16 protein-coding genes, 1 tRNA gene, 1 rRNA gene and 1 pseudogene are annotated in these 19647 nt (G+C 44.1%); 7 read left to right on the forward strand and 12 right to left on the reverse strand.

All coding sequences use genetic code 11. The features are described from left to right. Positions 1–159: 159 nt before the first annotated feature. From T359_RS0116595 to T359_RS0116615, 5 genes are all read left to right on the forward strand, one after another. On the forward strand, positions 160–1209 hold the full coding sequence (locus T359_RS0116595) for a glycoside hydrolase family 88/105 protein (protein ID WP_026518410.1): 1050 nt from the start codon (positions 160–162) through the stop codon (positions 1207–1209). A gap of 85 nt (positions 1210–1294) precedes the next feature. Beyond that, on the forward strand, positions 1295–3463 hold the full coding sequence (gnpA, locus tag T359_RS0116600; protein ID WP_197027115.1) for a 1,3-beta-galactosyl-N-acetylhexosamine phosphorylase: 2169 nt from the start codon (positions 1295–1297) through the stop codon (positions 3461–3463). 22 nt (positions 3464–3485) lie between these two features. Beyond that, a complete protein-coding gene (locus tag T359_RS0116605; protein WP_081795636.1) occupies positions 3486–5270 on the forward strand; it encodes a GDSL-type esterase/lipase family protein in 1785 nt (594 codons plus the stop codon). Then, on the forward strand, positions 5260–6816 hold the full coding sequence (locus tag T359_RS0116610; protein ID WP_242839118.1) for a glycoside hydrolase family 28 protein: 1557 nt from the start codon (positions 5260–5262) through the stop codon (positions 6814–6816). The genes T359_RS0116605 and T359_RS0116610 overlap by 11 nt, the downstream gene beginning before the upstream one ends. Positions 6817–6818: 2 nt before the next feature. Then, on the forward strand, positions 6819–7157 hold the full coding sequence (locus tag T359_RS0116615; RefSeq protein WP_026518414.1) for an L-rhamnose mutarotase: 339 nt from the start codon (positions 6819–6821) through the stop codon (positions 7155–7157). A 651-nt stretch (positions 7158–7808) separates the two neighbouring features. Here the strand turns inward: T359_RS0116615 and T359_RS0116620 are convergent. The 4 genes from T359_RS0116620 to T359_RS0116635 are packed head-to-tail and all read right to left on the reverse strand — an operon-like array spanning position 7809 to position 12478. Then, positions 7809–9620, reverse strand: coding sequence for an RsiV family protein (locus T359_RS0116620; protein WP_026518415.1), 1812 nt, complete (start codon positions 9618–9620; stop codon positions 7809–7811). Between the two features lie 17 nt (positions 9621–9637). After that, positions 9638–11368 carry a DUF4153 domain-containing protein gene (locus tag T359_RS0116625; protein WP_026518416.1) on the reverse strand — a complete coding sequence of 577 codons (1731 nt, stop codon included), beginning with the start codon at positions 11366–11368 and terminating at the stop codon, positions 9638–9640. Between the two features lie 21 nt (positions 11369–11389). After that, positions 11390–11986: a 5' nucleotidase, NT5C type gene (locus T359_RS0116630; RefSeq protein WP_026518417.1), complete on the reverse strand. Its 597-nt coding sequence runs from the start codon at positions 11984–11986 to the stop codon at positions 11390–11392. Positions 11987–12028: 42 nt separating this feature from the next. Then, positions 12029–12478 carry a hypothetical protein gene (locus tag T359_RS0116635; protein ID WP_026518418.1) on the reverse strand — a complete coding sequence of 150 codons (450 nt, stop codon included), beginning with the start codon at positions 12476–12478 and terminating at the stop codon, positions 12029–12031. 243 nt (positions 12479–12721) lie between these two features. On the opposite strand from T359_RS0116635, the gene T359_RS0116640 reads away from it, so the two are divergent. Continuing rightward, positions 12722–12925 carry a hypothetical protein gene (locus T359_RS0116640; protein WP_155840159.1) on the forward strand — a complete coding sequence of 68 codons (204 nt, stop codon included), beginning with the start codon at positions 12722–12724 and terminating at the stop codon, positions 12923–12925. Positions 12926–12930: 5 nt separating this feature from the next. Here the strand turns inward: T359_RS0116640 and T359_RS0116645 are convergent. Then, a pseudogene (locus T359_RS0116645) lies at positions 12931–13104 on the reverse strand (RNA-splicing ligase RtcB); the annotation flags it as partial. Positions 13105–13212: 108 nt separating this feature from the next. After that, positions 13213–14685 carry a DUF2828 family protein gene (locus tag T359_RS0116650; protein ID WP_026518421.1) on the reverse strand — a complete coding sequence of 491 codons (1473 nt, stop codon included), beginning with the start codon at positions 14683–14685 and terminating at the stop codon, positions 13213–13215. A 464-nt stretch (positions 14686–15149) separates the two neighbouring features. On the opposite strand from T359_RS0116650, the gene T359_RS0116655 reads away from it, so the two are divergent. Continuing rightward, positions 15150–16136: a WYL domain-containing protein gene (locus tag T359_RS0116655; protein ID WP_026518422.1), complete on the forward strand. Its 987-nt coding sequence runs from the start codon at positions 15150–15152 to the stop codon at positions 16134–16136. On the opposite strand, the gene T359_RS0116660 is transcribed toward T359_RS0116655, so the two are convergent. From T359_RS0116660 to T359_RS0116685, 6 genes are all read right to left on the reverse strand, one after another. Beyond that, positions 16137–16556 carry a DUF6608 family protein gene (locus T359_RS0116660; protein ID WP_026518423.1) on the reverse strand — a complete coding sequence of 140 codons (420 nt, stop codon included), beginning with the start codon at positions 16554–16556 and terminating at the stop codon, positions 16137–16139. Further along, complete coding sequence (locus T359_RS0116665) at positions 16553–17011, reverse strand: LytTR family DNA-binding domain-containing protein (RefSeq protein ID WP_026518424.1); 459 nt, start codon at positions 17009–17011, stop codon at positions 16553–16555. The genes T359_RS0116660 and T359_RS0116665 overlap by 4 nt, the downstream gene beginning before the upstream one ends. A 9-nt stretch (positions 17012–17020) precedes the next feature. Then, on the reverse strand, positions 17021–17728 hold the full coding sequence (locus T359_RS22880; protein ID WP_026518425.1) for a hypothetical protein: 708 nt from the start codon (positions 17726–17728) through the stop codon (positions 17021–17023). Positions 17729–17857: 129 nt separating this feature from the next. After that, the gene (locus T359_RS0116675) at positions 17858–19135 is read right to left on the reverse strand and encodes a TolB family protein (protein WP_155840160.1); all 1278 of its coding nucleotides are present in this window, start codon (positions 19133–19135) and stop codon (positions 17858–17860) included. A gap of 74 nt (positions 19136–19209) precedes the next feature. Further along, positions 19210–19283, reverse strand: a tRNA-Asp gene (locus T359_RS0116680). A 117-nt stretch (positions 19284–19400) separates the two neighbouring features. Next, positions 19401–19647 (reverse strand): 23S ribosomal RNA (locus T359_RS0116685); the annotation flags it as partial.

Raw genomic sequence — 19647 nt, forward strand, 5'->3', positions numbered from 1 at the left:
TAATTTAATAAATATGCAGTTCCATTTGGCAAAAAACACGCCTAATAGAAATTCTAACCTCAAATAGTTGAAATTGCAAAGTTTTTGTTAGTATATGGAGAGATTTTTCGACCATATGAAAATATACTTTTTGTAAAATAACCATAAAGGGGCGAAATTATGGGCAATCTTATATATGACAAAAAAGAAATAGAAAGCACGATCGACGCAATAGTAAAGCGCACCATGAGAATGGACCTGACCTGGGACTGGCCCGGAGGAGTGGCTTATTACGGCGTTTGCGAGGCTTATAAGGCCACCGGAAAAGAGGAATACATCCTTGCTCTCAAGGATAGGATCGATGAGTATATCGAGCTCGGCGTTCCATCTTTTACAGTAAATACCTGTGCCATGGGACATGCTCTTTTGTCACTGTATGAGTACTCCGGCGATGAGAAATACCTGGATATCGCAAAGAGCAAAATCGACTATCTCGAGAATGACGCCCTTAGATTTGGCGACAATGTCCTTCAGCACACAGTCTCGGTAAACAACGATTTCCCGGAGCAGTGCTGGGCTGACACGCTTTTTATGGCAGCATTTTTCCTGCTTAGAGCGGGAGTTCTTTTAAAAGATGAAAAACTAATTGACGATGCTCTAAACCAGTACTACTGGCACATCAAATATCTCCAGGATCCGGCGACAGGTCTTTTCTACCACGGTTACAACAACATCACCAAAGACCACATGTCAGGGTTCTTCTGGGGAAGAGCCAATGCCTGGGCAGCCTACACAATGTCTGAGGTTGGTCGCATTCTTCCGGAGTGCTACTTATACCCTAAGTTCCTGGACATTGTCGGCTCACTGAACGAACAGCTTGCAAGCATCAAGCTGCTTCAGACCGAGGACGGTCTTTACAGAACCATCCTTGACGATGAGGAGTCCTACGAGGAGATATCGGCCAGCTGCGGAATTGCTGCTGCCATGATAAACAAGGGCAATCCTCTTCACATCAAATACATCAACAAATCAACCAAGGGCATCCTTAAGAACGTATCACCTGACGGAAGAGTTTTAAACGTCTCCGGTGGCACAGCTGTCATGAAGGACAGAGACGGATACCGTGGTATTTCCAGAGACTGGATCCAGGGTTGGGGACAGGGTCTGGCTCTTGCATATTTCGCAGGCATCCTAAACTACGACAAGATCAGAAGCGACGGCGCTTTATAAGCGTAATGATCTAAATTATTCATAGCCGTCCTAAGGAATCCACCACAAGTGGTACCCCTTAGGACCATTAGGGGGTTAACAAAAAATGGACAACATCGTAAAGCACACACAAGGGGGCTTCACTCTGCCCGGTGAAGCGGGTTATGAAGAGCTTACCCTTGATTTGGCTAAAAAATGGGGCGCAGATGTTATCAGGGACAGTGATGGCACTGTTCTTTCAGACGAGATTACAAATTCAGGATATGGGATCTACTCCACTATATGCATAATCAGGGATCACAACGAATGGGCGAAGGAAAACCCGGACAAGCTCCAGCAGACCTTCCTCATGACAGCTCCCAAGGTTGCGGAGGATTCCATTTTAACCTTCCACCTGATGGATGATTTCTTTGATCAGCAGTTTAAGATCAACGACAGCGCCGACTCAATGAAATACTGGCAGGTCTATGACCGCACCACAGGAAGGGAAGTCAACAGAAATTTCTGGACCTATGAGAAAGAGGCTCAGAATGTCATAGTAAACAACATCATTCCATGGCACAAATATACCGTGAGCTTTTTAGCTTACAGGATCTGGGAAGAGATCTCCATGTACAACCATGTGACCAACAACTGGGACAAGGAGCATCTGATGCAGATCGATCCTGTATATCCCCAGACCAGAGAGTATCTCAAGGACTGGCTCACAAACTGGTGCAAGACTCATCCGGCAACCACCGTTGTCCGCTTTACATCAATGTTCTACAACTTCGTATGGATGTGGGGAAGCGATCCAAGAAACAGGTATCTTTTTACCGACTGGGGTTCCTACGATTTCACCGTAAGTCCCAGGATGCTTGACAACTTTGCTGAGAGCTACGGATATAAGCTCACAGCCGAGGACTTCATCAACACCGGCCTCTTCCACCCCACACACCTTCCGCCTGTTAAGACCCAGATAGACTACATGAACTTTGTAAATCAGTTCGTTGTTTCTTTCGGAAAAGAGCTTGTGGACATCGTTCACAGCTTTGGCAAAAAGGCATATGTCTTTTACGATGACAGCTGGGTTGGCGTTGAGCCATACGGTAAGCGCTTTAAGGAGTTTGGCTTTGACGGTCTTATAAAGTGCATCTTCTCAGGGTATGAAGTAAGGCTCTGCGCAGGGGTTGACGTGCCGGTTCATGAGATAAGACTCCACCCTTACCTGTTCCCTGTGGGACTTGGCGGACTTCCGACTTTCTCAAAGGGCGGCGATCCGGCCAGGGATGCAGCTCTTTACTGGAGAAGCGCCCGTCGTGCTCTTCTTCGTGCCAAAATTGACAGAATAGGTCTTGGCGGATATCTGCATCTGGTGCAGGATTTCCCGGACTTTGTGGAATATATCGCAACAATCTCAGATGAGTTCAGACAGATAAAAAAGCTTCATGAAGAAGGCGCACCTTACGTCCTCCCGATAAAGGTCGCTGTACTTCACTCCTGGGGGAAACTGCGCAGCTGGACTTTATCAGGCCATTTCCATGAGACCTACATGCATGACCTGATCCACATAAACGAGACCCTCTCCGGTCTTCCCGTGGATGTCACATACATCGATTTCAACGACTTAAAGAGCATGGATCTTTCGGATATCAATGTCATCATCAACGCAGGTTCAGCAGGAACAGCGTGGTGCGGTGCAGAGAGCTGGAACGATCCTGTTGTGGAAGAAGTCCTCACTGAGTGGGTAAGCGCAGGCGGATGCTTTATCGGCGTCAACGAGCCATCATCAACAGGCGAGAAGGATTTCAGCTTCAAGATGTCAGGTGTCCTTGGCGTAAACAGAGACAGCGACTACAAGTCCTGCATGGGCAAATGGGCCTTTGTGGATGACAACTCAGAAGGCATTATTCCTGAGGGTAGCCACATCCCTCTTCGTGGCAAAGTTCACCTTACCGACGGCGCAGCAAAAGTTATCAGGTCAAAAGACGGTTACCCACTGCTTACAGTAAATGACTTCGGAAGAGGAAAAGGAATCTACCTCTCAACCTTTGAGAACGCGCCCGAGAACTACAGGCTTCTTCTCAACATTCTGCTGTATGCTTGCGGACTTTCCTTTGATCACAAGTGTGTCACCGACAATCCTATGGTTGAGTGCGCATTCTTTGAGAGCAGCAAGAAACTCATTGTCATCAACAACTCAGAGAACAAGCAGTCAGCAACCATCGTCACAGACAGCGGTGAATTTAAAGCAAACGACATTGCTCCGCTTGCCACGGCAATCTACGACCTTTGATATTAACAAACGGGGAACGACCATGTTTTCAATAAACTTCAAACTTCAAAATAACGATAGCCTCTACTCGCAAGGGAGAGGCTATGACTTTTTTACACCGGAAATGGCAGTTACTTCATCAGGTACTGCCCATGAGCAGTCACTAAAGAGCGGCGGCTGGAACACAAGGCACTTCTATGAAGAAGTCTCTGATGAAGGCCGCAAGGTTCAGATTGTTAAAGTATCTGTCCCTTCCTTTGGAACCTACAAAGTCAGCATTAGAATAAGCGCCTTGAACAAGAGTATCGAGCACCTTACACTCTTTTCCTCAAGAAGGGCCATGATAGCAAGAGACGTAACCGTGCCCTGTGGCAGCACCTATGAAAAGACCTATCACACTGCCGTTACGCCCTTCATTCCTGCACTTTCCGCAACAAGGTGCGAGGATAAGGACATCTTCATAAGCTACACAGGCAGCGACGTTTCGCCGGAAAATGTATCGCTGGACGTCACAATAACCGAGGAGAAAGTCCCTGTCATCTGGATTGGAGGCGATTCAACGGTAACCGATCAGAACGCCGGAATCCCCTACTATCCCTTCGGAAGCTTCTCCGGATGGGCGCAGACACTGCCTCGCTATATTGAGGGCGCAGCAGTCTGCAACTTATCCCACTCGGGTCTTACCTCCAACTGCTTCAGGGACGACGGACACTATGACATAATAAGGGAGATGATTCAGCCCGGCGACTGCCTTATCCTCCAATTTGGTCACAACGACCAGAAGCGCAGGAACCTTGCAGCTTTCGGGGGATATGCGGACAACCTCAGAAGATATGTCAGGGAGACAAGAGCTGCCGGTGCAGAAGCAATCCTGTGCTCTCCCATCAGCCGCATTCCGCTTGAGCTTACCAAAGAGGACGCCAAAGCTCTTGACATGGATCGTCACTACTCTCTTCTAAAAGACCACGCCAGGGCTACAGAGGCCGTGGCAAAAGAGCTGGATGTTCCCTTCATAGATCTCCACGGAAAGACCTTCGAGAAGTGGCTTGAGTTTGAAGAAAAGGCCAAAGACTTCTTCATGCCCGGGGATGTGACCCACACCAACGAATACGGCAGCGTGATGATCGCCGATATTTTCATGAATACTCTCCGCTCTCTTGATAAGGGAAAAGACACTCTACCGGGAAGGTGCGACAATGGACTTACCTGCAGTTTTTGGAGTCCTGATTCTGATACAAAAGTTATTCCCGCTCAGGAGCCTGAACCGGATATCTTTTCAATAGCACTGCCCTACCTTGATATTGCAGGATTTGAAGATAAGGAAGGTCTTGAGAAAGCCTTCAGATACTGTCTCCTCGATCCCTGTGTTATGTTCCTTCACCCGGATGCACCAATGCCAAGGGCTCAGCTCCTCATGGTGCTGTTCAAGGCACTTCGCATCGCAGGAACAAGGCCTTACAGAGGCAAGTACTCTGACCTTAAGATTGATGAATGGGACAGCGGATATGTTGAGACATTGATATCTGAAAACCTGATAGATCCTGCAACTACTAAAAGTGAAGGCGACAAGCTCTTTTTCAGACCTGACGAATCTCTGACCTACGAGGAACTGGACAGCTTCCTTATGAGGTTCTATGAAAGTGATAAGGACAAAAGAGATATCCCTTTGGAGGAATGCGTAAGAAGGGCCATGGAGCTTGGCATTGACGAAAGAGAAAACGCTGCCTTCGGAAAGTGGATTTCCCGAGGTGAAGTATATACAGCTCTTGCCAGATTCATTGATCTGGAAGAAGACATAAAGACAAGGAGTATCAATTTTGAAGCATGAATTTTTGATGGACTTTAGAGCCACAGCAAGTGAAGCAGAAGTTTTCTGGGACCTTCCCAAGGATGCAACAAAAGAGTTTTCATACAGCGTGATTGCAGATGGCGAACCGGTCGGAGATACAGATAAAACCCACTTTACTCTTAAAGGTCTTTTGCCTGAAAAAGACATTGATGTGGAGGTCATCATGCACTCTCCCGATGGGGATTCACGCTCCCTTGGAAAGATCACGGTCAGAACCTCTCGCCTTAAGAAAATGATCGATGTTACTTCGGCGCCTTACAATGCTCTCGGCGATGGCAAGACCTTAAACACTGCAGCGCTGCAGAAGGCTCTTGATGACTGCGATGAGAATTCTTACATATATGTGCCTGCAGGAACCTACCTTACAGGCGCTCTTGATATGCACTCAAACACAGAGCTCTTTGTTGATAAGGGTGCAACCCTGCAGGGAACAGAGAGTCCTTCCGACTATCTGCCCAAGATAAAAAGCAGGTTTGAGGGCTATGAGAGGCTCTGCTACAGAAGCCTTTTAAACCTCGGACAGCTCGATCACGACGCCTCCTATAACTGCGAAAACGTTGTGATCAGGGGCGGTGGAAGCATCATGGGCGGCGGATGGCTCCTTGCAAAGGCCTGCGCCAAGATTGAGGCTGAGGACCTCAAGGAATACATCGCTTCCCTTGGCGATAAGATAAAAGAATACGAGAAGCCCGAGACCATCTCCCACAGAGTCAGGGGCAGGCTAATCAATATGAGCAACTGCAGAAATATCTGGATCACAAATCTGACGCTGGGCTTTTCTCCTTCCTGGAATCTGCACTTTGTTTACTCCGATCAGGTTGTGACGGACCACTGCACCATCAAGTCTCAGGGCGTGTGGAATGGCGACGGCTGGGATCCGGATTCATCGACCAATTCGACTATTTACGCCTGCGACTTCTACACCGAGGATGACTCCGTTGCCATTAAATCAGGCAAGAATCCCGAGGGCAACGCGATCGGAAGGCCAACAAGGAACATAAGAGTCTTCGACTGCATCTGTCACATCGGTCACGGACTCTGCGTCGGCAGTGAGATGAGCGGTGGCGTGGAAAATGTCTTTTTATGGGACTGTGACATGCGTCCCACTTGGTCAGGAATTGAGATCAAATACACAAAAAAGCGCGGAGGCTATGTAAGAGGCGTATCCGTCAGAGATATAGCAGCTTCCCACGTGATGATCCATTCCGTGACCTTCAACGACGACGGTGTTGGCGCTGAGACCATACCCGTCGTAGAGGACTGTCACTTTGAGAGGATGCATCTTCTTGGCAGATTTCTCGACAACAACGCCGGTAAAAATGACTGGCACAACTGCCCTTCCATCGAGCTCATCGGCTTTGATGAACCGGGGCATGAGCTTAAGGATATCAGCTTTAAGGATATAGAGATCGAAGAACCCGCGGAGGGTACAAAAGATATTCTTGTAGAGTTTGCGACAGATCCTGTATTTGAAAATATACGCAGGTGTCCCAGAAGTGATATGGGGATTATAAAGGAGGTATGAGTATGGAACGATACGCATGGAAAGGCATGGTACTAAAGGGAAAGAAAGACGAGTATATCAAAAGGCACGACGAGATCTGGCCGGAGATGGTGGCTGTTTTAAAGGAAGCCGGAATATGCAACTACAGCATCTATATGTACGAGCTGGAATCTCCGGAATTTGACGCTGAAGTATTCGGATATTATGAGTGCGAAAAGGGCATCGAATATGCCGGAAAGTACCAGGCAGAGAGCGAAGTCGTTGCCAGATGGGACGAGAGCATGAAGGGCATACTCATCCTTGAGAAAGACGAAGTAACAGGCGCTCAGAAACAGATGAAGCAGGTTTTCAGATTAGACTGACCGCCCGGTAACAGGATAAATTCACATGATGGATAACAATTTTGATGTTAACAATTTATTTACATAAAAAGATCTCTATACCATTTCTGATATAGAGATCTTATTCCGTCATCTTATCTTAATGACATTGGCTCATTGGCCACCCTCTTTCTTCAACTCTTCCTGTATAAAAGTTTTCAACCTGGGACTTTGCATCATTTTGATTGCCTCAATTGCACATTGATAAATCAGATCTATCTGCCATGATGCATCCTCCTGATTTTAAAAGTCTCTGTGTTGCGTTTTTCTGAGCTTCCGGGTAGAAATTCTACTCCGAAGAAGCTAATCTTTTAAAATATCAAAAAAGTGTCTGTAATAATGATAACATTAATAGGTCCGAAAAAAAAAAATATGGTGTGCTTCGCATAACTTTATAAGAACACAAAATGTTCACAACACCTTTAGATTATATTTAGGTTAAAAGATTAATATAAGATCATCAAGAAGAGCTAATCTTCTTGAACCCCACACAAACACATACTTTTTCAATCATTACAACATGGCTACTCATATCCCATATATTGAGTAGCCTCCCCCCTCAAATATCCTCTCTTATACAAGTGCTAATATAAATAAAATCGCCGCACTGTCATTTAACAGTGTGGCGATTTTTTATTCAGACAAGGTGCTTCGACCAAGCAATTCCTCATATGAAACATGAATGATTATAAAGCCTGACGCATAAGGCCCCAGCGCATACTCATCAAAAACAAAATCTATTCCATCCTCTTTGAACTCAGATCGATCATCAAACTTCACACAGTCATAAGCCTGTTTATATGCCTCATCATCACTTTCAGCAAAATAGTTTTCCCTATTCTCTTTATAATCTTCCACGACTTTCCGGGCAATTAAATCTTTGAATTCCTCTTCTGTTCCTTTATAAAAGTCTTCAATGCTCAGCCTCTTGCCCGTTTTAAGATCAAAAAAGAACTGTTCTCTGAAGTACTCTCCATGGGCCCCGCCGAAATTAAAGCAGCTGATGTACAAGACATCCAGGTATCTGTCTTCCAAAATATTCACATCAGTTATATAGCCATTCTCAGACTCGCAATATGCTTCTTCTAACTCGCCATGTTCTTCACAATCGGTATCGCCATACATCAGGCCTTCATCCGCATGAATAACGCTGTTGTCAATAAACTCCGCAATTCTTTTATTGATCTCATCCGCATATTCTGAGTATTTGTGGTCAAGTACGAATTTTTCTCCATAAAATTTGTAAAGTGCTTTTCCGCAATCAGGACAATCGGACTCTGCAGTTACGTATTCCACTGTTCCGTATTCATAAGCGGGAAAATCGGAAGCCACATAGCCAAGGGGCTTAGGCCCATCAGATTTTGTTGGATCCAGCATATTCCAGATATATTTCCCATCATCAAAGCAGGCAAAAAACATTCTTTTACCAAATATTTTTCTGGAATACTCAAGGTTGTTGATCTCCTGTGTACCCGGAACAGTCTCTGTTTCATACAAAAGTTTGGTGGATCCGTCGACAAGATTGTATGAATAGATCTGATTTTTCTTAATTCCAAGGTTTACAGGCTCCGATTTGGAATAATAACAAGTGCTATCATCATAGCATATAACTTCTTTCCAATTGGCTTCTTTGAACTGCTGAGCCTCTCCGCTGTCAATATTGAGGATATACTCTCCAATATCTTCATAATTGGAGTTAGACAGCTTAACCATGACCCACTTACGGTCAAAAGCATAAACATTTATCTTATTACCCTCATCAGTCTGGTAGATTTGGGATGTATCTCCGTTTTTTTCAATCTTAAATAGTTTGTTATCCTTGCGGGCGAGGGAAAAGCCTACTTCATCAAAGGTTCTTGCCACGCAGCAGGGAGTATTTCCATTTCCGCGGGAGCATCCGGAGTAATTCTCCATTGCCCTGTAATATTCTTCCAGCCCTGAAGCGGTCTCCTCATAGGTGAGACCGTCTTCTAATAAATAACAATGGCCTTCGAAATTACTTGTCCCCGGAATCATGGACTCAAAGTACAGCTTCCCATCATATATATCCAGATTGTATATACTGCCGCCATCATTCTTGTAGACTACCGTATAAGCATCTTTCTCAGGATCTATGGCATACAAAATATTATAAGAGTTTGACGAATCTTTATAATCCGTATAATAATCGGTAAAATAAAGAACTCCGTCATAAGCCATTCTGTAGTTCTCAGGCCTTAGCCCCGGGATTTCCTCCGAAAACTGCTCTTTTACCTTAGCTAAATCATATTCATTCAAAAGCTTGCCGTCGTAGTCAACAACATACAGCCTGGTGTTATCAAAGTTCAGGCTAAGCTGACGATTCTGGTCCTGCTTCTGCAGTTCATAAGCATTTCGCCCGCATCCGGTTAAAGCAAGAATCATCACCCCGGAAATAATAACCCCAATACTTCTTTTCTTTTTCATAATTCCAATCCCCTTGGTCAGTTATATACGCAATAACCATCAATAGTTATTTTATTTACTACTGACTCATCCTTTTTGTCCACTTCAAATTTAATGTCTTCCAGATAAAGAAGCCCGTTTTCTACAGGTATTGGATCAACAATAAGATTCTGTAATTCGGTGTTCTGAGCTCCCGCAACATCCATCACCCTTAATTTGCTTATCAGCTCACTAAGATCCGCCTCACCCAAAACCATCGCACCGTTATATTTAGCTCTGGCAGGGATTTTCGAAGTGTCAATTTTGGTCAGATCATCAGTTGATAAATCAATGGTTGTGTAAAAAGGACTAATATATCTGTATCCTGATAATTCTATTGTTACAAAAGCATGACGGACTTCTGTTTTATAGTATTCGTAAGGCTTAGACTGCACTTCTTCTCTGTACCTGTATTCATCAAACAGATCATTCAGCACATCATCGCTGTATTTCACATTCAGAGCTTCAACATACTTTTTACCCTCTATGCTGCTTCGCATCTTAAGCTCCCGGTATGAAGACTCAGCTTTCTCCGAAAAGTCATAGGCGGTATCATCCTTTGCTTCAACTCTGGCGATAAAGTTCTCCACAACCTTTTTCTGAGAAGCGGTTACAACTGAATATACATTGATACGTGGTATAGCAAAAAAACATATGATCATGGCAGGGATCATTATTAAAAGAGCCGAACCTATCCCTTTTTTCATCAGCAATCTTATAAGATAGTAAAGTACATAGAAGACTTCGAATAATATCAGAAAAAGTCCTCCGTATCTTGAAAAAGTAAAACCATATTCCGAAACTCTCATGTATAGACACATGCTCTGAACAATGATCAGAGGGGCAAACAAAAGAGGCATTATCCTGCACGTAACCAGAAGTTTTCCCTCCGTCACTCCCTGGGCTGCAGTCCATACATAAAGGCCTGCGATAAAAAGTCCTGCCATTATGCTGAAAGCTTCATTGGAAGGAAAGGTCCATGTAAGGATTATCTGAATGACATATGCGTATACAACAAGAAATGCAGCCGCGAGCATAAAGGTATTTACATAGCAAAAAAGCACCTTTGAAAAACCTGAATCTCCTTCTTCAACATGGCTGATACCGTAAATACCGGCAGGAAATCCTACTATTCCCATAAGGACAAATTCCGGTAATAATTCTAGCCTTGTTGTGAAAAATAATGATTCAAAAATGTGCATTATCAGCAGGATTCCGATGGCCATAATTATATAAATAGCAACTGCTCTGATTACACCGACAAAGGCTTTGTAAAAATATCCCTCGAAGGTCTCACCGCTTTTTTTATACAGAAAATAAACCGTACATGCCACTGCCAGAATCAAATATACAATTGCTGCTCTGGTGAGATATTGCTCATAATCCGCATAGGGAGTATTCTCAAGCTTATTGCCTATTGTCTCTGCCCAGGAATAAAAACCTGAAACAGCAAAAGAAATCAAAAGCTCAAGAACGTGAATTATTTTTTGTTTTTTGTTCTTAAAATGGGATTCCACAAGAAGAATTCCCGGGGTGAGAAATAAACAGAAACAAGTACCGAAAAGAAGTTCATCCTGAAAGGCTTTTACTGGCAGATCGATAAAGAGGTTTTCAATATAATCCGTCTCAATACCTGCAAGAATCATTCCCACAAGAAAAACAACGATCGAAATAAGATGTTCCTTCAGTAGCGTTTTAATACCTGATGTTATTTTATTAAGCCACAACATACCTTTTCTCCCCTTAAAATACTACCTTATACTCTTTTTAATTGTCTCCCAGTCAAGACAACGTTTGTAGCCGCTTCCCGGAAGTTCACAGTCATGATTCCAGGGACGATCGTAGACCATTATCTTCAGATCCGGTAAATGATCGAAAAATCGAAATGCCAGAGGCGAGTCCTCAATTGCATAATCAAAATGCATCTTGTAGTAGTCCTCTATCTCAAGGCTGAATTCACTGTTTTTTATAAAGCTGTCCCGTCCGTATTTATTCAGACAGTACAGCCTGACTCTCTGAAGACCATGTCTGTCCAGCCACTCCCTTGATGCTTCATATGCGACATTGGGACGTCCCGTTATTATAGAAACCTCATGACCTGCATTAATAAAGCTGTTAACGGTTTCGGATGCCCCCGGAGTCTCTTCAAAAGAAAGCAGCGCCTCCGGCGTGTGGGCCTTGATCATCATCTCTTCATACTGCTCATCTGTCAGTGCAAAAGACCTTTTCAGATCGAAAAATCCGATATCTTCATAAGGAACATCTTTTCCGAACATCTCTTTTACCAGTACTGAAAAATACCGCGCTGTTTCGCACAGACAATCATCAAAATCAATATAAATCTTCATCAAATGTCTCCCATTCTTTGTTTCATAATCTGAACGTTCCTATTATAAGACATAAGTTGCATTCTGAACAATCTTGTCATTCGTATCAGGTGTAAACATGATCACCAGAGTAACAATAGCGTAAACAGCGTTCATGGCTAATATTGCGATAAGTGTAGGTCTCCAGGATCCGTCAAAGGAAAAAACAAAGGAGCATAACATATACTGCCATATTGCAGAGACAACGCTGACTGCGATGACTCCCAATCCAAAACCGATTTTTGTTTTACCTTTGGGAGCAACAAAGAGAAAAATCTCAAAAGCAATCAGTCCCCAGTCTTCGATCATGAGCATGAGAACCCCGGAGAGAACTCCCAAAACAATCGCCTTAAAGGGATTAAGCGTTCCCACATCTATTATACGGATCAGAAAGTAAAAAATAGCGGGTGATAGTTTTAATAAAACCATAATCGGCGTGTTGCCCTGCTTTTTTACTATATCATTTTCCTTCATAAGAGCCACCTCCCATGTATTTTTGTTTTATCTAAGCAACATGATAACCCCCGGCCGCCTCTGAATAAATGATGTTTTCAGAGATATAGCCGGGGTTAAATGGTATGTAATAGTATTTTAAGAAAATAATCTTACTTTGTTTATCGTATTCCTGGCACGCCTGATGTATTATTACCGTGAGGGGAGCATGAGGCTCTCTATTTTTTGTCGCATGTCGTTTCACGGATGAAAGGCGGACCAAAAATGAAAATTATATCTAAACTTCTCTATCTGATAATCGGGCTATTAATGGCGATATGTCTTTATATTGCATTATGCGCCAAAGATCCTTCTATTGCAAAGTTCGGAGCAGGACTTGCCTCCGAAATAGCTGCCATGAAAGAAGTCCCTGCTGAAGAAGCCCCACAAACTCCCGCATCAACTACAGCTTCTACCACCGCGGAATAAACTCATTATGGCACCTTGAAGTTATAAATGGGCTTCATTACGTCGATTATCTCCACAGACTCCTTTATAACATCAATTATGTCCTCCAGTGACTTGTATGCCATGGAGGCCTCATCAATTGTGGCCTCGCAGACAGATGATGTATATATGCCCTTCATGGCCTCCTTGTACTCCTCCATTGAAAGCTGCTCTATTGCCTCATCCTCCACTATTGTTGCATAGCAGAGAGCTGTATTTACTTTTCCTTTTATCTCAATTGTATTCATAGTTATGTCCTTTCATTTATCCTATGCGGCGATCCTTTCATAACGCTCAGCTGAAAGGACGCTCATCATGAATTTGTAGGGTTCCAGATTTCCTTCTTTTAGCATGGAGAAAATCTGTGGGTTGCAGCCGGAAACCAGGGCTACGCCTCGGTCGTTCATTTTAACAGGCTGCTGACATCTGCGGCTGTTCACATTCCAGAAAACTATCTGTGGAAGCCTGTAACCATGCCTTTCAAACTCATCTCTGGCATGTTCAAAGTTGGTGCTTTCTGCATTGCCTGCGCACCAGTCAAATTCCATATCGGAAATGATGTAGATCTTTTCAGGCATGTCGGACTGCTTCAGCTTGTTTTTAACTGCGGTTCTGAGTATCAGGTCAAAGGTTTTGGCAAGATCCGTGTTGCTGCACTCATTAAATCTCATGCAATAGCGGACCTTATCCACTATATCTTTTCCCTTGATCTCGATAAGTCTTGGATTGGTAGAAAACGTAATGAAATGATTGTGAAAAGCACCGGTATTTCTCTCAGCAAAGTAGATGCCCAGAGACTGCGCCACTGCTGCGGGGCGAATCGGGCCGTTGCCCCAGTACATGGAGCCGGAGCCGTCCACTACCACCAGGGAGTTCTCTGCACCTGCATAGTTCTCCAGGGCATTCCAGGTGGCGTTCATGGCACGTCTTTCGCCTAAGCCTAAGATCTTTTTGTTGATGATTGGCGCGATCACGTCATAGGGCGTAAGGGTTGCGGTGTGCATTACGGAAGGATCTTCCTCAGCCTTTTTGATAAAAGCAGTGTATCTGTCTTCATCATTTCTTATAAAGGCCTGTCTGTACTTATATAAAGCCATGGAAGGCTGCTTTTCATAGTCAAAGGTGTAATCCTTTTCCCTTAAATTATTCTCGATGATCCTGAGCTGAGCGCGAAGAGCAGATAATGCTTTTCTGTACTGAGCATCTGTCATACCCATGGCTCTTGCAATCTTTTTGGCATTCATAACTGCCTTCTTGTTGCTTGTATTAACGGAAGGGAGCCATTTTGCCAAAAGAGATCCTTCTGCATTCTCACCCTTGTCAGCCAGCTTCTCGCAGTCATCTCTGAAGATCTTTTCGATGTATTCCAGTGCCTCTTTCTCTACAGGAGTTCCCATAAGAGTAAGCAGATCGTCGAATCGGCCGTATTCTGCAATGTTTTCTATATTCTTTTTAACAGATTCGGGCTCAGCTGCGGCAAGGTAAGCAAGTATTACTCTGAACACTCTTCTCTCGCCCAGGCCGCCTCTGATATCTCTTGCAAAAAAGAGAGTCTTCAGAGCAAGATCCGGATCTTCGGCGTAAGCCTTAACGAATCTTTTGATTATCATTTCCTCGGACGCATTTCTGAGTGCACCGATGGTTGCGAACAGATCCAGGCAGTCAGATTTAGTTGATACATATGTAACTGCGCCGTTTTCTGTAAATGTTTTGTTTGCTTCTTTCTTTAAATAATCCAACATTTCCTTTTCCTCCTTACAAGGTGCCCTGCCCCGGCGTGGGGCAGATTTTTTATTCAATAGGAAATTCCTTCGGATTTCCTATTGAATAAAAAGCGCTCCGCTAAGGATGCGACTGGTGCGCAGATGAATTTTGCAAGCTAAAGCTTGCGCGCACCAGCGCGCAAAGAGTCGCGAGCGACTCTTTGTTCCGATTGACAGTCGTGGTGTTGATTGCTGTTAGCACCTTTATTCATATACAAGACACATTGGAGCAGGATTCGAACCTGCGCTCCGGACTTTCGCCCGGTACAAACCACCGTATCCGAATGATTGCTGTGCGTGTCTTTATGTATATATCATAGTTCGAGGAATTGGAGATGAAAAGCTTCACAATTTGATATTTTTACAACCCCTATTTATATTGTATTTATGCGGTTTATAGGCTATAATTGCATTAATTCACATCCCCAATTCAGAGGTGCACAATGACAGAGAAGTACAAAATTTATCTTCCTGAAGACATAAAAACAAGACTAATTAACGACGCTGAGCTCTTTGAATTCACAAAAAAGGACGAATCCGTGAATCTCAACGCCTTTTTGAAGACCCTTATCGTCAATTTCTTCGAGCAGTACACCCGTGACAGCGAGAGGCTCCTTAACAATATAATCAAGGATCTGACGGATATCACAGACATCTCAGACAGGAATGCCCGTAAGCTGGCGGATAAGATCGTCAGCACCTATATCAAGAACGACCGCTTCCAGAGTAAGCAGACCAGCGCCATCACCCTTACTGTCAGCGGAGAATCCTATGAGATCATCAGGATCATCGAGTTCAATATGCTGCGAGACTCCTCTCTTTCCCAGTATCTCAAGGATATGTTCAACTCCTACCTGTCCATCCCCAGAAATGAGCGTGAGGCCATTATCTTCAAGGATGCCTACGAGAATATCGAAACAGCCCTGAAGGAGCACCGGATCCTGACCTTTACCAACACAACCTCCGCAGAAAAGCACACTTTTTCCGTGGAGCCCTACGTCATTGCCCCTTCCAAGGAGGAGCAGTGCAACTATCTGCTGTGCATGGACAGAGCATCCAGAAGGCCCAAGACCTTCAGAATATCCAGGATGCGCAGCGTTTTTGTTACCAAGTACGAGTTCCCCGTGAATGAGGTAACACAAAAAGAGCTCCAGGAAAAAGCTATCCGGAGCCCTCATTCTGTATCACTTACAGTTCACGCCGTTATTCGTCTTAATAATAATGGAATCAGAAAGTTCAAAACAGTAACCAAGAACAGACCCATTGTGTCCAAAATTGAAGGAAATCTCTATCACTTCGACTGGCCGGAGCTGCAGCTGGAGGAATATTTCAAGAGATTCGGCAAAGATGCCCTTGTCATAGAGCCCGCCTCCCTCAAGGAGAAGATCAAACGGTTCTATTACTACGGCCTTCGTGAGTATAACAATTGATCACTCTTCGTTATCAGCAAAAAAGGTTTCGTTTGCCCTTTTTATCTGTAAAAAGAAGCTGATGTAGTACACCGCAGCCCCTACAATATAGGGCACTGTCACAGAAAGGAACATATCTCTGTAGGCAGTGGGCGCATTTTCAGAGAACTGTCCCGCAACCCAGATGGCGCCGAACACCACAACGATTAGAAGCAGATACTGTCCAATCATCACCGGTATAAAGGGAAAACGCTGAAGATAATAGTGCAGGGAAAGAATAAAAGTCACCAGCACCGAGCCCGCAAGGCAGGTAAAAATGTTCTCAGTGTAATATATGTCGTTAAAGCCCATGCTCTTTTCCAAAAGAAGCTTGGCGCAGACTACAATAGTAAAGCTGATGCAGACTATGGAAATGAAATTATGTTTGTTTATTATCTTCACGCCTTTTTCCTCCCCTGAAGCTTGTTCAGCGCTTTGTAAAAATCTGACCTGTAACCTCTGTTCATCACGAGACACTCGTCGTTCTTAAGATGAATCAGGGTTCTCATATTGAGATCCCCCTGAAGCTTCTTGATCTTATAGAGATTGACGATAGATGACTTGCTGATCCGCACAAATCCGGCATCCTCATGCTCATCTATGATTCCCTGCAAAGTCTCTTTTACCTCTATGCAGGTGTCCCTGGTGTAACCAAAGGTCTTCCTGTCCACAGTTTCGAAGTAAAACATATCGGCAATAGGCACTGTAAGGCGTCTGCCTTCTGTGGTTCCCTCTATGTACTTAAGAGCCGGTCGCAGTCTCTCGATGACCGCGGCCGTTTCCTCATCTATCTCGTCATAATGCAGTTCTAAATAGTTTTCTTCTAAATTCTCTTCTCTGGTCTTAATGAGCCTCATTTTTTCCCCTTACAGAATGAACATAATGCAGAGGAAGAGGTAGGAAAGCTTCATGTTTCTTCTGGTGAGAAGATATGCGCCTCCGAATACGAATCCGCCGATGGCTGTGTAGATGCCTGCTCCGAGAGATCCCTTTGTAAGCCAGTGTCCAAGGCCCCAGGTAAGTGCTACCAGAATTCCTCCATAGGGAATCTTATCATTTTTGAACCATTTTTCAAATGCATATTGGCCAAAAACAATGATAAGAAGAACCATTATCACTTCAACAAAGTAGTACATATACTGGAATGGGAAAAGAACGCCTCTCTTATGAAACTCAGCTAAGAGCTTGCTGCCGTTCCAGTCGATCCAGGTAGAGATCAGGCAAAGAACTGTGCCAACGATGAGCATAACCCACTGTAAAAATGACATCTCTTTTGCGCCCTGGATAAGACTCTTTTCTCTGAAGTTCTTAAGAAGATCAACTCCTGATTTCTTAGCGCACTCTCTAACTACATACCATGCTCCGAAAAGCCATACTGCGCAGGTCAGAACCCAGTGGAGAATGTACTGTCCGTTTGTATAATGCTTAATATCGTAACCATATACTTTGTATTCAATTCCGTATGTGAGCAAAAGCTCAAAGCCGATAAATGCGAAAATCTCAAGTCCGTAGCTCAAAAAATCAAGTCCCTGGAAGAATCTGTTTTTCTCTTTTGTAAGTGTTGTTGTTTTCATTTTAAAAAGCTCCTTTTCAGTAGTTGTTGCATTTGATATGCATACAATACCGAAAAAGGAGCTTTGCTACAATATTTTAGGTGCTAAGTTACAATCAGCCGTGACTAAGTTGCAAAATGTCTGTAAAAATCAGTCTTCCAACCAGTCAATGGACGCAACATGGTAATGGGTTTTTAGAACTTCAACTGCATTATCCTCCTGTATATCATAGGCATAAAACCTGTATACAGTGTCATATAAATTCTCTCTGTCCTCTCTGTCAGCAAAAAGGACATATCTGCCATCGGGAGATACCCTTACAGGCCATTCTCCCGGATAACCGGAGGCTTTATGTTCAGCCCCGTCAAGGAGCTTCTTGCACTCTTTGGTCTCGAGGTTGACCATCTTAAGGTTCCTTCCGCAGGCGTAATACAGCGTCTTCCCATCCTTAGAGATGTCCAGTCCCTGAATCTGAGCGCTTTCCCTAAGGAGCTCTTTAACCTGTGATGTCTCCAGGTCAACCTCCCAGATGATCTTCTCATTTTCTGTAGCGGTGCCCTGGCCGTTGCAATCAAGCCTTACGTAGTAATACAGATGCTTTTCATCCGGAGTTATCGCATATTTTCCGGGAAAAAGGTCATCATCGCCATCCATGATAACCTGGATTTCCTCTGTCTCCAGGTTGTATTTCACGATATCCTCGCAATCGGTCACAAAATACAAAAACTTCTTATCTGCAGACAGATAGGGAAACTCAAGCTCTGTATAGCCTCGCTCAGAAGCAGTGATTATAGGAGTTTCCTCGCCGGTGTTGATATTATAATAGATTATTTTTCTGTCATCCGGCTTGACCACACCCTTTGGAGGCATCTCATTTCTGACACCTACGAATATACCGTCCCCAAGATAGGTCATGGTCTTGATGTACAGGTCCCCCACAACCTTCTCTTCTCCGGTCTCTCTGTCAGAAACGACAATTGTATTGGTCTTGGGTCCTGATTTGTAAAATCCGGTTCCGGAGGTAATAAGAGGCATATATTTTTTTGTATCAGCGATCTCTTTTACCTTGGAAGCCTCTTTAAAAACGCAAACGCCTACAATAACAGCTGCTATCGCAAGAAGGCAGATATTAACTATAGTCCTGGTCTTCTTTGATCCCTTTATATATTTAATTATTGCCCCCACAAGAGTAAAAATAACCCATATGCCTGCGGTGGCAAAGGGAAACAACTGCATGAAAAAAGCAGCCACATGGAAATCACCGGTTATCAGGTTCCCAATAAGCCCTGCCACAACATTCATGGCCATGGCGGCTATAAGAACGATCACGCTAAGTGCCAGGAACTCCGTCATTCTCCGGCTCTTTTTAATGGCCCATATTTCAGCTACACATAAAATTACTGATAAAACCCCAAAAACTATCAACATACCTTATAATTCTCCCTTCTGTTTACAAAAAAGCACCTATATCATCCTGTGATATAGGTGCCTTATACAAAGAGCGACCCGAAGGGGGTTCGAACCCCTGACCTCCGCCGTGACAGGGCGGCGCTCTAACCAGCTGAGCCACCGGGCCATAACATATGTATAATAACATAAAAACACATGCAGTGCATGTGTTTTTTTATTGTACCTTCAAAACCGAACACTGAATATCTTAAATCCATTTCCCTTGTTCCTATACCAACTATCGTTGGATAAGCCCTCGACCTATTAGTACACATCAGCTGAACACGTTACCGTGCTTACACCTTGTGCCTATCTAACCTCATACTCTCTAAGGGGTCTTACTGCTTGCGCATGGGATATCTCATCTTGAGGGGGGCTTCACGCTTAGATGCCTTCAGCGTTTATCCCTTCCGGACGTGGCTACCCAGCCTTATGCATCTGGCGATGCAGCTGATACACCAGCGGTCCGTCCACCCCGGTCCTCTCGTACT

Source organism: Butyrivibrio sp. MC2021, assembly GCF_000621605.1.
GTDB lineage: Bacteria > Bacillota > Clostridia > Lachnospirales > Lachnospiraceae > Butyrivibrio.

Coding starts and splice junctions, on each gene's coding strand:
- T359_RS0116595 (WP_026518410.1), top strand. CDS start 160: ATGGGCAATCTTATATATGACAAAAAAGAAATAGAAAGCACGATCGAC.
- gnpA (WP_197027115.1), top strand. CDS start 1,295: ATGGACAACATCGTAAAGCACACACAAGGGGGCTTCACTCTGCCCGGT.
- T359_RS0116605 (WP_081795636.1), top strand. CDS start 3,486: ATGTTTTCAATAAACTTCAAACTTCAAAATAACGATAGCCTCTACTCG.
- T359_RS0116615 (WP_026518414.1), top strand. CDS start 6,819: ATGGAACGATACGCATGGAAAGGCATGGTACTAAAGGGAAAGAAAGAC.
- T359_RS0116620 (WP_026518415.1), bottom strand. CDS start 9,620: ATGAAAAAGAAAAGAAGTATTGGGGTTATTATTTCCGGGGTGATGATT.
- T359_RS0116625 (WP_026518416.1), bottom strand. CDS start 11,368: ATGTTGTGGCTTAATAAAATAACATCAGGTATTAAAACGCTACTGAAG.
- T359_RS0116630 (WP_026518417.1), bottom strand. CDS start 11,986: ATGAAGATTTATATTGATTTTGATGATTGTCTGTGCGAAACAGCGCGG.
- T359_RS0116635 (WP_026518418.1), bottom strand. CDS start 12,478: ATGAAGGAAAATGATATAGTAAAAAAGCAGGGCAACACGCCGATTATG.
- T359_RS0116640 (WP_155840159.1), top strand. CDS start 12,722: ATGAAAATTATATCTAAACTTCTCTATCTGATAATCGGGCTATTAATG.
- T359_RS0116650 (WP_026518421.1), bottom strand. CDS start 14,685: ATGTTGGATTATTTAAAGAAAGAAGCAAACAAAACATTTACAGAAAAC.
- T359_RS0116655 (WP_026518422.1), top strand. CDS start 15,150: ATGACAGAGAAGTACAAAATTTATCTTCCTGAAGACATAAAAACAAGA.
- T359_RS0116665 (WP_026518424.1), bottom strand. CDS start 17,011: ATGAGGCTCATTAAGACCAGAGAAGAGAATTTAGAAGAAAACTATTTA.
- T359_RS22880 (WP_026518425.1), bottom strand. CDS start 17,728: ATGAAAACAACAACACTTACAAAAGAGAAAAACAGATTCTTCCAGGGA.
- T359_RS0116675 (WP_155840160.1), bottom strand. CDS start 19,135: ATGTTGATAGTTTTTGGGGTTTTATCAGTAATTTTATGTGTAGCTGAA.